This is a genomic window from Cellulosimicrobium composti (genome assembly GCF_009711085.1).
Classification (GTDB): Bacteria; Actinomycetota; Actinomycetes; order Actinomycetales; family Cellulomonadaceae; genus Cellulosimicrobium; species Cellulosimicrobium composti.
This window is the reverse complement of the sequence record NZ_WMKA01000037.1, coordinates 24,755-40,087: the sequence shown is the minus strand read 5'-3', so window position 1 is coordinate 40,087 and position 15,333 is coordinate 24,755. Positions and strand designations below refer to the sequence as shown.

At 75.7% G+C, this 15,333-nt stretch carries 12 protein-coding genes and 1 pseudogene; 9 read left to right on the top strand and 4 right to left on the bottom strand.

What is annotated here, in order from left to right; genetic code table 11:
* Window positions 1-931 (bottom strand): annotated as a pseudogene (locus tag GJV82_RS14245) (hypothetical protein); the annotation flags it as partial.
* A gap of 247 nt (window positions 932-1,178) precedes the next feature.
* Here GJV82_RS14245 and GJV82_RS14240 point away from each other — a divergent pair.
* Both GJV82_RS14240 and GJV82_RS14235 read left to right on the top strand, forming a co-directional pair.
* Window positions 1,179-2,309 (top strand): DUF2235 domain-containing protein, encoded by a 1,131-nt coding sequence (locus GJV82_RS14240; RefSeq protein WP_155099675.1) that lies wholly within the window; start codon window positions 1,179-1,181, stop codon window positions 2,307-2,309.
* A 66-nt stretch (window positions 2,310-2,375) separates the two neighbouring features.
* Window positions 2,376-2,921, top strand: coding sequence for a DsbA family protein (locus GJV82_RS14235; protein ID WP_312028570.1), 546 nt, complete (start codon window positions 2,376-2,378; stop codon window positions 2,919-2,921).
* A 63-nt stretch (window positions 2,922-2,984) separates the two neighbouring features.
* Here GJV82_RS14235 and nhaA read toward each other — a convergent pair whose 3' ends face one another.
* Window positions 2,985-4,400, bottom strand: a complete 1,416-nt coding sequence (nhaA, locus tag GJV82_RS14230) for a Na+/H+ antiporter NhaA (RefSeq protein WP_024841033.1) — start codon at window positions 4,398-4,400, stop codon at window positions 2,985-2,987.
* A gap of 400 nt (window positions 4,401-4,800) precedes the next feature.
* Between nhaA and GJV82_RS14225 the strand changes: the two genes are divergently transcribed.
* From GJV82_RS14225 to GJV82_RS14210, 4 genes are all read left to right on the top strand, one after another.
* Entirely contained in the window at window positions 4,801-5,280 is a 480-nt protein-coding gene (locus GJV82_RS14225; protein ID WP_024841034.1) for a nucleoside deaminase, read from the top strand.
* Window positions 5,281-5,329: 49 nt separating this feature from the next.
* Window positions 5,330-6,817: an NCS2 family permease gene (locus GJV82_RS14220; RefSeq protein WP_115942198.1), complete on the top strand. Its 1,488-nt coding sequence runs from the start codon at window positions 5,330-5,332 to the stop codon at window positions 6,815-6,817.
* 94 nt (window positions 6,818-6,911) lie between these two features.
* Window positions 6,912-8,165 (top strand): molybdopterin molybdotransferase MoeA, encoded by a 1,254-nt coding sequence (locus tag GJV82_RS14215; RefSeq protein ID WP_115942199.1) that lies wholly within the window; start codon window positions 6,912-6,914, stop codon window positions 8,163-8,165.
* Window positions 8,162-8,590, top strand: a complete 429-nt coding sequence (locus tag GJV82_RS14210) for a molybdenum cofactor biosynthesis protein MoaE (protein WP_115942200.1) — start codon at window positions 8,162-8,164, stop codon at window positions 8,588-8,590. The genes GJV82_RS14215 and GJV82_RS14210 overlap by 4 nt, the downstream gene beginning before the upstream one ends.
* 28 nt (window positions 8,591-8,618) lie before the next feature.
* On the opposite strand, the gene GJV82_RS14205 is transcribed toward GJV82_RS14210, so the two are convergent.
* Together GJV82_RS14205 and moaA are read right to left on the bottom strand one after the other, a co-directional pair.
* Window positions 8,619-8,891: a DUF456 domain-containing protein gene (locus GJV82_RS14205; protein WP_024841038.1), complete on the bottom strand. Its 273-nt coding sequence runs from the start codon at window positions 8,889-8,891 to the stop codon at window positions 8,619-8,621.
* Between the two features lie 86 nt (window positions 8,892-8,977).
* Window positions 8,978-10,084 carry a GTP 3',8-cyclase MoaA gene (gene moaA, locus GJV82_RS14200; protein ID WP_024841039.1) on the bottom strand — a complete coding sequence of 369 codons (1,107 nt, stop codon included), beginning with the start codon at window positions 10,082-10,084 and terminating at the stop codon, window positions 8,978-8,980.
* Between the two features lie 260 nt (window positions 10,085-10,344).
* Between moaA and GJV82_RS14195 the strand changes: the two genes are divergently transcribed.
* Genes GJV82_RS14195 through GJV82_RS14185 form a run of 3 tightly spaced genes read left to right on the top strand, consistent with a single transcriptional unit; the run spans window position 10,345 to window position 15,325 of the window.
* The gene (locus GJV82_RS14195; RefSeq protein WP_155099674.1) at window positions 10,345-11,559 is read left to right on the top strand and encodes an XdhC family protein; all 1,215 of its coding nucleotides are present in this window, start codon (window positions 10,345-10,347) and stop codon (window positions 11,557-11,559) included.
* Window positions 11,559-12,440, top strand: a complete 882-nt coding sequence (locus GJV82_RS14190) for an FAD binding domain-containing protein (protein ID WP_024841041.1) — start codon at window positions 11,559-11,561, stop codon at window positions 12,438-12,440. The genes GJV82_RS14195 and GJV82_RS14190 overlap by 1 nt, the downstream gene beginning before the upstream one ends.
* Window positions 12,437-15,325 (top strand): molybdopterin-dependent oxidoreductase, encoded by a 2,889-nt coding sequence (locus GJV82_RS14185; RefSeq protein ID WP_155099673.1) that lies wholly within the window; start codon window positions 12,437-12,439, stop codon window positions 15,323-15,325. The genes GJV82_RS14190 and GJV82_RS14185 overlap by 4 nt, the downstream gene beginning before the upstream one ends.
* Window positions 15,326-15,333 lie beyond the last annotated feature (8 nt).

The window sequence follows — 15,333 nt, the reverse complement described above, 5'->3', positions numbered from 1 at the left end:
AACCGGGCGGCGCGGCGATCGGCGACGAGGGGTCGTAGAGCCCGGCCTGCTCCTCGTACGTGCGGTAGGCCGAGTTGATCGTCAGGTGCACGCCGAACCGCTCGACGTACGCGGCGTCGAGCGCGACGAGCCCGTCGAGCACGTCGGCCCGCACGCGGTCGTCCGGGGACCACGGGATCGCGGCGAGCTCGGAGTCGGGCACGCGGCCGCCGTCCGGGTTCCACTCCTGGTCGGGCGCGGGGCACGAGACGGCGTCCTGCGCGACCGTCAGCTCCTCCGTCGAGACGGACACGGTCGACAGGCTGGCCTCGAGCTCGCCCACGGCCCGCTCCAGCGCGGCGAGGTCGTCGCCCGCGAGCCCCGCCTCGGCGGCGCCCGACGCCGTCGCGGCCTCGTCGAGCGCGGTGCGCAGCCGCGCGCGCACGGCCTCGTCGGCGCCGAGCCCGTCGGTCGCGGCGTAGATCTTCTCGCCCAGCTCCTGGACGGGGACGAGGCCCGCCCGCGCGGCGGCGACCTCGTCGCGCGCGTGCGCGAGCATCGAGTCGTGCACGGCCTGAGACGCCGCGCGCAGCGCGTCCTGCGTGCCCGTCGTCCCGGTGGTCATCCGGGTGAGGAACGGCGCGTCGAGGAGGGAGCGGGCGCCCGCGACGTCGGCGGCCAGGACCTCGCGGACCGCGGGGTCTGCGACCCGCCCCTCCGACGACGTCCACAGCTCCTGCGCGGTCGCGACCTGCGCCGCGAGGTCGTCGTACGCGGTGTCGCGGGCCCACGCGAGACCGCCGCCCCCGCCGCCCAGGAGCAGCGCGAGCGTCACGACGACCGCGACCCAGACGCCGCGGCGGCGGCGCGGCTCGCGCGCGTGCCGTCGGTCCCGGACGACGGGCAGCGGGCCCGACGGGTCGGTGGCGGGTGGGGTGCTCGTGGCGGTCACACCGCCAGAACCTACGCCACGCGCGCGCCCCGGCCGAACCGTCCGTCGGGTGCGCGGACACACGCTCACGGCTCGCCCACGAACCCTGCGCGAGGACCGCTCGTCCGCGGCCGGCGGGCGGCCCCGTCGGTGATCGGCGGCCCGCGAGCCCGGCGTCCCGGGCCGCCGTCGTGCATCACGTGCGGCGCCCGGGCCCTCCCCACATGGTGGGCCCGGCGACGGCGCCGGGAGGACCGGGGGAGGGGTCATGAAGCGGCTGGTGCTGTGCTGCGACGGGACGTGGAACTCGCCCGTCAACGCGAGCGTGTCCAACATCGAGAAGATCGCGCGCTCGGCCCGCACCGGGATCGGGCCGGACGGCGTGCAGCAGATGGTGTTCTCCGTCGAGGGGGTCGGGGCCCAGGGCTACCTCGTCGACCGGCTCCTCGGCGGCGCGTTCGGGTACGGGCTGACGCGCAACGTCGTGGCCGGGTATCGCCACCTCGCGCTCAACTACGAGCCGGGCGACGAGATCTACGTCTTCGGGTTCAGCCGCGGCGCGTACACCGCGCGCAGCGTCGTGGGGATGGTCGCGACGGTCGGGCTGCTCACGCAGGACGCGCTCGCGCGCGACCGGCTGTGCGACGCCGAGCGGATCTACCGGCTCCGCGACGCGCAGGAGCGCGCCGCGCAGGCCGCGGCCTTCCGCGCCGCGCACTGCCACGAGCACGTGCCCGTCGCGTTCCTCGGGGTGTTCGACACGGTCGGCGCGCTCGGCGTCCCCGGGCTCTCGCGCCGCCGCAGCACGTTCCACGACGTGCGGCTCTCGACCGACGTGGAGTGCGCGCGCCAGGCGCTCGCCATCGACGACCGCCGCATCACGTTCGAGCCGTGCCTGTGGGACGTGCCTGTCGCCATGGCGGCACGCGTCAAGCAGGTGTGGTTCCCCGGCGGGCACAGCGACGTCGGGGGCGGCGCGCGCGCCCGCGCGCTCTCGGACACGGCGCTGCTGTGGATGGTGGGCGAGGCGATCGCGCGCGGCCTCGCGTTCGACGAGGACCGCCTCCTCGCCCAGCTCCACCACGAGGACGCGTTCGTGTGCCGGTTCCGGCCCGGGCCGCTCTTCGGCGGTCTCAACCTCGTCAAGCGGCTGCACCGGCGCCCGCGGTTCCGCGGCGACCGGCGCGTGCTCGCGGGCGTGCCGACGCCGCCCGGCACCGTGGACGCCGTCTACCTCGCGCAGACGGCCGCGACCCTCACCGCCGACCCGTCGACCGCGTACGCGCGCCACGCACGCAACGTCGCGTGGTGGCGCCGGGACGCCGGTCCCGCGATCGAGGGCCTCGTCGAGCCGGTCCCCGGCGGGACCGACGAGTCGCGCCCGCTCGTCCTCGCGTGACCGCCCCGGGCCGCGCGGGGACCCTCCGCCGCTCACGGGCCGCCCGCGCGTGCCATGCTGGACGGCGTGACCGAGCAGACCGCAGCCCCGATCCCGGCCGAGCAGCTCGTCCCCGCCGACGCGCACGTCCTCGGCAACCCGGACGCGCCCGTGACCGTCGTCGAGTTCGGCGACCTCGAGTGCCCGTACTGCGCCGCCGCCGCGCCCGTGCTGCGGCGGACGGTCGAGGAGTCCGGCGGGCGCGTGCGCCTCGTGTTCCGGCACTTCCCCCTGTTCGAGATCCACCCCCACGCGCTGTCGGCGGCGCTCGCGGTCGAGGCCGCCGCCGCGCAGGGCCGGTTCTGGGAGATGCAGGCCGCGCTGTTCGAGCACCAGGACCACCTCGGCGAGGCCGGTCTCGCGGAGCGCGCCGAGGAGCTCGGCCTCGACGGCGCCTCCGTCGTGGGCGACGCCGCGCAGCAGTACGCCGCCCCCGTCCAGCGGGACTACGCCGACGCGCTCGCCGCGGGCGTCGAGGGGACGCCGACGCTGTTCGTCAACGGCCTACGCTACGTCGGTCGCGTCACCCCGGAGGGCCTGCGCGCCGCGATCGAGGCGGCCGACCCGCGGTAGCCGCGGGGACCGGCCCGCGGCCCGGCCTCTCGCCGCCCGGCGGACCGGAGCCCGGCGCCGACGTCAGGCGGTCGCGGGCGGGCGCCAGGGGAGCGGCGGCAGCTCGGGCGGGGGACCGCCGGAGCCGGGGGAGCACAACGGCCAGCGCTCGCCGAAGGCGCGCAGCGCGATCGAGCCCAGGACCGCCGCGACGAGCGACCCGGCGAGGATGCCGATCTTCGCCTGCTCGATGAGGTGCTCGTCGTCGAACGCGAGCTCGGCGATGAAGAGCGAGATCGTGAAGCCGATGCCGGCGAGGATCGCGCCGCCGAGGAGGTGGGAGTAGCGCACGCGCCCGGGCAGGTCGCCGAGACCGAGGCGCAGGGCGAGCGTCGCGGCGCCGAAGATGCCGATCGCGTTGCCCGCGACGAGCGCGACGGCGACCCCGATCGTCACGGGCGACGTCGCGGCGGTCCGTAGCGTCTCGGCGTCGAGGCGCACGCCCGCGTTGGCGAGCCCGAACACGGGGACGACGACGTACGCGCTCCACGGGTGCAGGACGCGCTGGAGGCGCTCGCTCGTGGGGACGGCGGCGCGCGCGGCGAGCTCGGTGAGGTGCTCGCGCTCCGCCGTCGTCTCCTGGGCGAGACGCTTGGCGTACTTCGGCACGACGGCGACGTCGACGGGTCGGGCGGCGCGCGACGGGACGAGCAGGCCCACGAGCACGCCGGCGAGCGTGGCGTGGACGCCGGAGGCGAACACGGCGCCCCACAGGGCGATCCCGACGAGCACGTACGGCGTCAGGCGCCACACGCCGAGCCACCGCAGGACGAGCAGCGCGGCGACGAGCACGCCCGCCACGAGCAGGCCGGGCAGCCAGAGGTCGTCGGTGTAGAAGAGGGCCATGACGGTGATCGCGCCGATGTCGTCCACGACGGCGAGGGTGAGGAGGAACAGCCGGAGCTGGTCGGGGCAGCGCGGGCCGAAGAGCGCGAGGATCCCCACGAGGAACGCCGTGTCGGTCGACATGACGATGCCCCACCCGTGCTGCGCGGGCGACCCCGCGTTGAAGGCGAGGTAGATGAGCGCGGGCACGGCGAGCCCGCCGAGCGCGCCGAGCGCGGGGACGGCCACGGTGCGGCGGTTGCGCAGCTCGCCGGTGGTCACCTCGCGGTTGATCTCGAGCCCGATGACGAGGAAGAAGACGGCCATCGCGGCGTCGTTGACCCACTCGTGCAGGTTCATCTCGAACGTCCACGGCCCGACGTGCCAGCCCGCGGTCGTCGCCCACAGGTCCTCGTAGGCCCCGGACCACGCGGAGTTCGCCCAGACGAGCGCGACGACGGTCGCGGCGAGCAGCAGCACCGCGCCCCCGGCCTCGGTCGCGAGGAACGAGCGCAGCGAGGGCGCGACGGGCCGGAGCTGGAAGCGCAGCGGCGGTCCCGGCCGCGTGGGCACGCGGACGATCGGGAACGACGACGGCGGAGCGGGCTCGCTCAACGAAGGCCTCCGTGGGGACGGGGACGGGACGGGCACGACGCCACCGGGGACGTCGGGCCTGCGCGGTGACGACTTCTGTCAACTGTTCCGGGCGCGCGATGCTTCCGCAACGGGCATCAAGCGCTCGCCCGGCGCGTGTAGTCCACATGGTGGAAAAGTTCTTTCGAAACTCTTGTGCCGTGGATCACGCGCTGCTAGCGTCGAGAGTGCCAACGGCGGGCCCGGGCCGAGCGGACGCTCGGTGGTCGACGCGATCGATCCGACACCGGCAGCTACCTACCAGGCGGAAGTGAACAACTCGCCTGCAGCGGCCCGCCGGCCGTCTCCTCCTCGCTCACCGACGAGCCGGAAGCCGGAGACGGAGCACCCGGCGTCGCTGCCCGAACCGTGGAGACTCACCATGGACACTCTTGTCGTGGACGCAGCACACCTGGACCGAGCCGTCGCCCTCGCGGTCGACAGCGTCGCGAACGCCGGAGGCCCGTTCGGCGCCGTGATCGTCACCGCCGACGGGCAGGTCTTCGAGGGCAACAACCGGGTCACCCAGGACAACGACCCGACCGCCCACGCCGAGGTCACGGCCATCCGCCGCGCGTGCGCGGCCCTCGGCACGTTCGACCTCACCGGCGCGACGCTGTACTCGAGCTGCGAGCCGTGCCCCATGTGCCTCGCGTCGGCCCTCTGGGCGCGCGTGCAGACCGTCTACTACGCCGCCGACCGGTACGACGCCGCGCGCGCCGGCTTCGACGACGCCGAGTTCTACGACTTCTTCGCCGCGGACCCGGCCGACCGGAGCATGCAGGTCGTGCACGAGCGCACCGCCACCGCCACCGCGCCGTTCGACGCCTGGCGCGTCCTCGAGTCCCGGATCGAGTACTGACCGGCCACGGCCGGTCGGCACACGATCCCGCACGAAAGGGCACAAGGACGTGACTCTCCTCGGCACGCGGCGGGAGACCGCCGAGAACGACGCACGCGGCACCGGGCCGGCGACGGGCCCGCTCGACCGCTTCTTCCGGATCACCGAGCGCGGCTCGACCACGGGGCGCGAGCTCCGCGGCGGCCTGGTGACCTTCTTCGCGATGGCGTACATCGTCATCCTCAACCCCCTCATCCTCGGCGGGACGAGCGCCGAGAACGCGCCCGTGGACGTCGCGGGCGGGTGGCTCCAGACCGCGCAGGTCGGCGCGATGACCGGCCTCGCCGCCGGCGGCCTGACGATCCTCTTCGGCCTCGTCGCGAACCTCCCGTTCGCGCTCGCGGCCGGGCTGGGCATCAACTCGTTCCTCGCCGTCGCCGTCATCGGCGACGTGACGTGGCCCGAGGCGATGGGCCTCGTGCTCGTCAACGGCCTGCTCATCGTGCTGCTCGCGGTGACGGGCGCACGGTCGGCGATCTTCAACGCCGTCCCGCGCCAGCTCAAGGCGGCCATCACGGTCGGCATCGGCCTGTTCATCGCGTTCATCGGCTTCGTCGACGCCGGGTTCGTCACGCGCACCCCGGGCGGGCCCCCGGTCCAGCTCGGCGACGGCGGGTCGATCACCTCCGTCCCGACGCTTGTGTTCGTCGTCGGCCTGCTCACCATGGGGATCCTCGTGGCGCGCAAGGTCAAGGGCGGGCTGCTCGTCGGCCTCGTCGCGACGACCGTCGTGGCGATCGTCGCGGAGTCCGTGCTCCACCTCGGTCCGGCGTCCGAGCAGAACCCCGGCGGCTGGCACCTCACCGTGCCGACGCTGCCGAGCTCGCTCGTCTCCGTGCCCGACCTCGGCCTGCTCGGGCAGTTCTCGTTCGGCGCGTTCGACCGGATCGGGGCGCTCGCGGCGACGATGCTCGTGTTCACGCTGTTCTTCACGAACTTCTTCGACGCGATGGGCACGATGACGGGCCTCGCGAAGCAGGGCGGGCTCGCCGACGCGGACGGGAACTTCCCGCGCATCAAGTCGGCGCTCGTGGTCGAGGGCGTCGGCGCGGTCGTCGGCGGCGCGACGTCGTCGTCGTCGAACACGGTGTTCGTCGACTCCGCGGCCGGCGTGGGCGAGGGCGCGCGGACCGGTCTCGCGTCCGTCGTCACGGGCGGCCTGTTCCTCGTCGCGATGTTCCTCACGCCGCTCACGGCCGTCGTCCCGATCGAGGTCGCGAGCGCGGTCCTCGTCGTCGTGGGCGCGATGATGATGCGCGAGATCAAGGAGATCGACCTCGGCGACTTCACCGTCGCGCTGCCCGTGTTCCTCACGGTCGTGACGATGCCGCTCACGTACTCGATCGCGAACGGCATCGGGATCGGGTTCGTCACGTGGGTCCTGCTGCGGACCGCGTGCGGGCGCGCGCGCGACGTCCACCCGCTCCTGTGGGTGGTCGCGGCCGGGTTCGTCGTGTACTTCGTGCGCGGTCCCCTGACCGCGGTCGTGGGAGGCTGAGCCTCGGCACGACCGCTCGGCCGACGGGCCACCCGCTCCTCCGGGTGGCCCGTCGGCGCGGGCGGTGCACGACGCGCGGACGGGAGGACGAGGCATGGCCGCGAGAGCACGTGTGAGCGTCGACGAGCACCGCGCGGACGTCGCGGCGCTGCTCGCGCCGCTCGTGGAGGCGGCCCGACGGCGGGAGCGCACCGACGTCGTCGTGCTCGCCGAGGCGCTCGGCCGGGTCCTCGCCGGGGACCTCGTGGCCCCCGTGCCCGTCCCGCTGTTCCGCAACTCCCAGATGGACGGGTACGCGGTCCGGGCCGCCGACGTGGCGGGTGCGAGCCCAGAGGCGCCGGCCCGGCTCGCCGTGGCCGCCGAGATCCCCGCGGCCCCGGGCGTCCCGCCCCGGCTCGCGCCGGGCACCGCGGCGCGCATCATGACCGGCGCCCCCGTCCCCGAGGGCGCCGACGCCGTCGTCCCCGTCGAGGACACGGCCGCCGGGTCGTTCGCCGCGACGCCCGCCGCGGACGAGGTCGCGGTGCACGTGCCCCGGGCGCCGGGCGACTTCGTGCGCGACGCGGGCTCCGACGTCCGGGCCGGCGACGTGCTCCTGCCCGACGGGACCGTGCTCGCGCCCCACCACCTCGCCGCCGCCGCGGCGTGCGGGGTGGGCGGCGTGCCCGTCGTCGCGCGCCCGCGCGTCGCCGTCCTGTCGACGGGCTCCGAGCTCGTCGGGCCCGGGGACGTGCCGGGGCCGGGGCAGGTGTTCGACGCCAACGCGGACGCGCTCGGCACGGCCGTGCGGCGCGCGGGCGGCGACGTCGTGCTCACCGCGCGCTGCGGCGACGACCCCGCCCGGTTCGCCGCGGTGCTCGCCGAGGCGGCCGGCGCCGCGGACCTCGTGCTCACGTCGGGCGGCGTGTCCCAGGGCGCGTACGAGGTGGTCAAGGACGTGCTCGGCGGGGCGGGTGCCGGCGTGACGTTCCGCTCCGTCGCGATGCAGCCGGGCGGGCCCCAGGGCTTCGGCACCGTGCACGGGACCCCGGTCCTCACGTTCCCCGGCAACCCCGTGAGCGCGCAGGTCTCGTTCGCGATGTTCCTCCGCGAGCCGCTGGAGCGCGCCGCGGGGCTGCCCGCCGTGGACCGCGTGCGCACCGCCGTCCTCGCCGACGCCGTCGTGTCGCCCGCGGGGAGGCGTCAGCTCCTGCGGGGGGCGAGCAGGCCCGACGGCACGGTCCGCGTCGTCGGGGGAGCGGGGTCGCACCTCGTCGCGTCGATGGCGCGTGCGGACGTGCTCGTGGACGTCCCCGCGGACGTGACAGAGTGGGCCGCCGGGACCGAGGTGGAGGTGCGGGAGCTGTGACCGAGACGCAGGACGTGAGCCGCGTGACGACCGACGTGCTCGACGACGCGGTGTCGCGCGCGGTCGAGGACGCCGTGGCGAGCCCGGAGTGCGGCGCGGTCGTCACGTTCCGCGGGGTCGTGCGCGACGTCGACGGCGGCCGCGGCGTGACCCGGCTCGACTACGAGGCGCACCCGGACGCGACCGCGGTGATCCGGCGGTGCGTCGCGGGCGTCGCCGCGGAGACGGGCCTGCGCGTGGCCGCCGTCCACCGGTACGGGAACCTGGAGATCGGCGACGTCGCGCTCGTCGCGGCGGCGGCCGCGGGCCACCGGCGCGAGGCGTTCGAGGCCTGCTCGCTGCTCGTCGAGCGCATCAAGGCCGAGGTGCCCATCTGGAAGCGGCAGCACTTCGACGACGGCGTCTCGGAGTGGGTCGGTCTCTGACCTCCGGGTCGTCCGGCGTCGCGCGCCGTCAGCGCGTGGCGGGACGGTTGTCCAGCAGCATCCCGACGCACAGGCCGACGGCCGTGCCGAGCACGAGGCCGAACCAGCTCAGCACGACGGTCCCGACGACCGCGCCGATCGCCGCGCCCAGGACGCTCCGCGTGCCGGCCTTCCAGGAGTCGGACCGCTCGTCGGTCCGGTAGATCGGCAGCGCCGAGCCGCTGTTGTCCAGGGTGGTCGCGGTGGCGTGGTCGGTGGAGGAGGAGGGGCGGTTCGTGGGGGCGGGGGAGATCGTCGTCACGACATCCATGGTAGGAAGCCGTGCCCGATCTGACCTGGGGCGATGCGCCGAGGTGAGCGGCTTCACCCTATGATCTGCGCCACCCGTCAGCCGCCGATCGCGCCCATGCTGCGAGACGTGGCGGCGAACGCGTCGGCGGCGAGCGTCGGGGCGTCGCTGCCGTGCGCGAGGGGCTTGCGCCACATGGCGCCCTGCCACGCGCGGGCGAGGGCGTCGTCGCGCGCGTCCTCGTCGAGGTCCGTCGCGCGCAGGATCGCGCGCAGGTCGGTCTCGTCGTCGCCGAACAGGCACGAGCGGACGGTGCCCTCGGCGGTGAGCCGGGTGCGGTCGCACGCGCCGCAGAACGAGCGCGTCACGGACGCGATGATGCCGACGGTCTGCGGGCCGCCGTCGACGAGCCACTCCTCGGCGGGGGCGGACGGGTCGTCGCGGCCGACCTCGAGCAGGTCGAAGCGGCGGCCGAGCACGTCGAGCAGGTCCGTCGCGGAGACGAGGTCGTCGCGCGTCCAGCGGCCGTCGGCGTCGAGCGGCATCTGCTCGATGAAGCGCAGGTGGCAGCCGTGGTCGACGGCCCACGCCAGCAGGTCGGCCGCGCCCGCGAGCGTCTCCGGCATGAGCACCGCGTTGAGCTTGACGGGGGCGAGGCCCGCGGCGAGCGCGGCGCGGATCCCGGCGAGCACGTCGGGCAGCCGGTCGCGGCGCGTGAGCCGCGCGAAGTGCGCCCGGTCCACGGAGTCGAGCGAGATGTTGACGCGGTCGAGCCCGGCGTCGACGAGCTCGTGGACGCGCTTGTCGAGGCCGATCGCGTTCGTGGTCAGGGAGAGCGACACGTCGGGCGCGGCCGCGCGCGCGGCGCGCAGGATGTCGGCGAGGTCGCGGCGCATGAGGGGCTCGCCGCCCGTGAACCGGACGTCGGTGATGCCGAGCCGTCCGACCGCGACGCGCACGACCCGGCCGATCTCCGCGGGCGTGAGGAGGTCCTCGCGCGGGATCGCGGGCAGGCCCTCGGCGGGCATGCAGTACGTGCAGCGCAGCGAGCACTTCTCCGTGATCGAGATGCGCAGGTCGCGGGCCACGCGGCCGTAGCGGTCGACGAGCGCGTCCGTCGCGGGGCGCTCCGGGGCGAGGGCCGACGTCGCGTCGGCGGGCGCGCCCCGACGCAGCCTGGGCATCCCGAGCGAGACCGCGGTCATGGCCCGATCGTAGACGCACCGTGGGCTGCGGCCGTGACCGCGGCCACCGCGCGTGCTAGCGTGGAGTCCGTCGGATGGAAGTGTTCTTCCATTCAGCGGAACATCTCTCCTGGCAGGGAGAGCGATCCAAGGGCGGATTCAAGCCCTGCGCCCCGGGCGCGTCGCCGACGACGCGCGACCGGGCACGCAGGGGACTCACCGCAAGGGTTCACTGGAGAGGACGCCGGCACGCCGGCACCCTGGCGGAAGCGAGGCCCACGATGCTCCACATCGTCGACCGGCTCGTCCCGTGGCTCGGCCCGGGGCAGCCCCCGTTCGCCGTCGCGACCGTGGTCGCGGCGTCGGGCTCCGTGCCGCGGCCGGTCGGGACCGCGATGGCCGTGCGCGCCGACGGCGCCGTGCTGGGCAGCCTGTCCGGCGGGTGCGTCGAGGGCGCGGTGCACGACGCGGCGCTCGACGCGATCGCGACCGGGCAGAGCCGCCGCGAGACCTTCGGCTACAGCGACGCCGACGCGTTCGCCGTCGGCCTGAGCTGCGGCGGCACGCTCGACGTGCACGTCCAGCCGGTCCTCCCCGGCGACGACGCGGCCCGCGCCCTCGCGACGCTCGCCGCGTCGACGGCGGACCCGGGCTCGCTCGGCGCGGCCCCCGTGGCGCTCGTGCGCCGGATCGACGGCCCGGCCCGCACGGCCGTGGTCGTCGACAACCCGGCCCGTGCCGACGAGGCGACCGTCGCCGCCGCGCTGCACGACGTCGTCGGCGAGGCCGCGACCGGCGCCGCGGCCGCGCAGGTCGTCGCCCTCCTGCACGCGGGCGGCACCGCGACCGTCCACGCCGCGCACGGCGCGCCGCGCCCGGGGACGACCGACGACGCGTGCGACGAGAGCGAGCCCGTGACGCTCCTCGTCGAGACCCGGCTGCCCGCACCACGCTTCCTCGTCTGCGGCGCCAACGACTTCGCGGGCGCGCTCGTGCGGCACGTGCGGCTCCTCGGCTACCGCGTCACCCTCGTCGACGCGCGCGAGGTGTTCGCCGACGCCCGGCGCTTCCCCGAGGCGGACGTCGTCGTGGAGTGGCCCGACCGGTACCTCGCGGCCGAGGCGGCCGCGGGACGCCTCGACGAGCGCTCCGCCGTCGCGGTGCTCACGCACGACGCCAAGTTCGACGTGCCGCTCCTGCGCCTCGCGCTCGACCTGCCGCTCGCGTACGTCGGCGCGATGGGCTCGCGCCGGTCGCACCGTCAGCGCGTCGAGGCGCTGCGCGCCGAGGGCGTCACCGACGCGGGGCTCGCGCGCCTGCGCTCGCCCATCGGCCTCGACCTCGGCGCCGTCACGCCCGAGGAGGTCGCCGTCTCCGTCGCCGCCGAGGTGGTCGCCGTGCGGCACGGGCGGGCGGACGTCGCGCCGCTGAGCCGCACCGACGGACCGATCCACGGCGCCGCGCCGTCCGCCCCCAACCCCGAGGAGGCCCCCTGATGGACCTGAGCACCGTCACCGACCTCGTCCCGACCGCCGACCCCGCCGACTGGCGCGAGGGCGACGCGTGGCTCGCGGGCGGCACCGTCCTGTTCTCCTACGGCAGCCAGACGCTGCGCCGCCTGCTCGACCTGACGAGCGCGGGCTGGCCCGCCCTCACCGTCACCGCCGACGGGCTCGAGATCGCCGCGACGTGCACCGTCGCCGAGCTGTACGCGTTCGAGGACACCGCGCAGGCCGCGCCCGTGCGCGAGCGGTGGACCGCGCTCGACCTCGTGCGCCCGTGCTGCGACAGCTTCGTCGCGTCGTTCAAGATCTGGAACACGTCGACCGTGGGCGGCAACGTCTGCACCTCGCTGCCCGCGGGCCCGATGACCTCGCTCACCGCGGCGCTCGACGGCGTCGCCGAGGTCTGGGGGCCGGGCGGGTCGCGCCGCACCCAGCCCGTCGCCGAGCTCGTCACGGGCGAGATGCGCAACACGCTCGCCCCGGGCGAGCTCCTGCGCGCGATCCACGTGCCCGACCACGCGCTGCGCGCGCGCACCGCGTTCCGGCGCCTGTCGCTGTCGAACCTCGGGCGCTCCGGCGTGCTGCTGATCGGCAGGGTCGACCCGGGCGACGCCGGAGGAGGGCTCGTCCTCACCGTCACCGCGTCGACCCGCCGGCCCGTGCAGCTGCGGTTCGCCGCGGACGCGCTCCCCACCGCCGACGACCTCGCGGCCGCGCTCGACGCCGCGATCCCCGCCGACCTCTACCACGACGACATCCACGGGCTGCCCGCGTGGCGCCGCGACATGACCTACCGCCTCGGCGAGGAGATCCGCTCCGAGCTCCTCACCGGGCCCGTCGACGCCACCACCCCGGACGGAGGCACCCGATGACCGCGCCCGACCCCCGCCCCACCCCGCCCGTGACGATCGACGGCCGCGCCGCCCAAGGCGAGCCCCGCCCGGGCCAGTGCCTGCGGACCTACCTGCGCGAGCAGGGCGCGCTCGGCGTGAAGAAGGGCTGCGACGCGGGCGACTGCGGCGCCTGCACCGTGCACGTCGACGGCGTCCCCGTGCACTCGTGCGTGTACCCGGCGCGGCGCGCCGCCGGCCACGCGGTCACGACGATCCAGGGCCTCGCCGCCACCGCGTGCCCCGGCGACGGGCCGGGCGCGGGCGCGTGCGACCACGACCCGCACGGCCCGGGCGACGCGCTGCACCCCGTGCAGCAGCAGTTCCTCGACGCGCAGGGCTTCCAGTGCGGGTTCTGCACCGCCGGGATGATCATGACCGCCGCGACGTTCGACGACGCGCAGCGCGAGAACCTGCCGCGCAACCTCAAGGGCAACCTGTGCCGCTGCACCGGGTACCGCGCGATCGAGGACGCGGTCCTCGGCCGCGGCGACACCACCGGCACCGCGCCCGGCACGGGCGAGCGACCGTCGTCGGGCGAGGAACGCGCGTTCGGGCAGGACGCCCCGGCCCCCGCGGGGCGCGGGGTCGTCACCGGGACGGTGCGGTACACGCTCGACGTGGACCCGGCCGACCACCCGGGCCTGCTGCACCTCAAGCTCGTGCGGTCCCCGCACGCCCACGCGCGCGTCGTCGCGATCGACACCGCGGACGCGCTCGCGGTGCCCGGCGTCCACGCCGTCCTCACGCACGAGGACGCGCCCGCGACCCGGTTCTCGACCGCGCAGCACGAGCTCTTCACGGACGACCCCGACGACACGCGGATCCTCGACGACGTCGTGCGGCACGTCGGGCAGCGGGTCGCCGCCGTCGTCGCCGACACCGTCGCGGCCGCCGAGGAGGGCGTGCGCCGCGTGCGCGTCGAGTACGAGGTGCTGCCCGCCGTCGTCGACCCCGAAGACGCGATGAAGCCGGGCGCGCCGCTCGTCCACCCCGAGCTCGACGCCACCGACGCGCGCGTGTCGCGGCCCGAGGCGAACGTCGTCGCCGAGGTGCACAGCGAGCTCGGCGACGTCGAGCGCGGGCTCGCCGAGGCCGACGTCGTGCACGAGGCCACCTACCGCACCCACCGCGTACAGCACGCCGCGCTCGAGACGCACGGCGCCATCGCCTCGATCGACGACGAGGGTCGCCTCGTCGTGCGGTCCTCCACCCAGGTGCCGTTCCTCGCGCGACGCCACCTCGCGCGCGTCCTCGACCTCGACCCGGACCGCGTGCGCGTCCTGTGCGAGCGCGTCGGCGGCGGGTTCGGCGGCAAGCAGGAGGTCCTCACCGAGGACGTCGCCGCGCTCGCCGCGCTGCGGCTCGGCCGGCCCGTCCAGCTCGAGCTCACGCGCAGCGAGCAGTTCACCGGCACGACGACGCGCCACCCGTTCCGCATCCGGGTGCGGGCGGGCGCACGCCGCGACGGCACGCTCACGGCCCTGCACCTCGACGTCCTGACGAACACCGGCGCGTACGGCAACCACGGCCCCGGCGTCATGTTCCACGGCTGCGGCGAGTCGCTCGCCGTGTACCGGTGCGAGAACAAGAAGGTCGACGCCCACTGCGTCTACACGAACACCGTGCCCGCGGGCGCGTTCCGCGGCTACGGGCTGTCGCAGATGATCTTCGCCGTCGAGTCCGCCGTCGACGAGCTCGCGCGCCAGCTCGGCATGGACCCCGTCGAGCTGCGCCGCCGCAACGTCGTGCTCGACGGCGACCCCATGCTCTCGACGCACCCCACGCCCGAGGAGGACGTGCTCTACGGCAGCTACGGGCTCGACCAGTGCCTCGACCTCGCCGCCGGCGCGCTCGAGCGCGGGCGCGCCCGCGACGTCGCCGCGTACGGCGCACGCCCCGACGGCCTGCCCGACCTGGGCCCCGAGTGGGGCGTCGGCGAGGGCACCGCGCTGTCCATGATCGACACCGTCCCGCCGCGCGGGCACTACTCCCACGCACGCGTGCGCCTGCGGGCCGACGGCGTCGTCGAGGCCGAGGTCGGGACCGCCGAGTTCGGCAACGGCACCACGACCGTGCACGCCCAGCTCGTCGCGACCGCGCTCGGGCAGGAGCCGGCCGCCGTCGTCGTGCGGCAGTCCGACACCGACCTCGTCGAGCACGACACCGGCGCGTTCGGCTCCACCGGCACCGTCGTCGCGGGCAAGGCGTCCCTCGCCGCCGCGCAGGACCTCGCCGAGGCCGTGCTCAAGGCCGCCGCGGGCGTCACCGGGACCGCGCCCGAGCACTGCCGCCTCGTGCCCGGCGGCGTCGACTGCGCAGGCACCGTCCTGCCGCTCGCCGACGTCGCGCGCGCCGCCCACGGCAGTGGCGTCGACCTCGTCGCCGAGGGCCGCTGGGGCGGCACCCCGCGCTCCGTCGCGTTCAACGTGCACGGCTTCCGCGTCGCCGTCCACCGCGGCACCGGCGAGATCCGCGTCCTGCAGTCCGTCCAGGCCGCCGACGCGGGCGAGGTCGTCAACCCGCGCCAGTGCCGCGGCCAGGTCGAGGGCGGCATCGCGCAGGCGCTCGGCGCGGCGCTGTACGAGAACGTGGTCGTCGACGGGACCGGCCGCGTGACGACCGACATCTTCCGCCAGTACCACCTGCCGACCTTCGCGGACACCCCGCGCAGCGAGGTCTACTTCGCGCGGACGTCGGACACGGTCGGGCCGATGGGGGCCAAGTCCATGAGCGAGAGCCCGTTCAACCCCGTCGCACCCGCGCTCGCCAACGCGATCCGCGCCGCGACGGGCGTGCGGTTCACCGAGCTCCCGCTCGCGCGCGACCGGGTGTACCTGGGGATCAAGGAGGCTGCGGCTCGCTGACCGCCCTG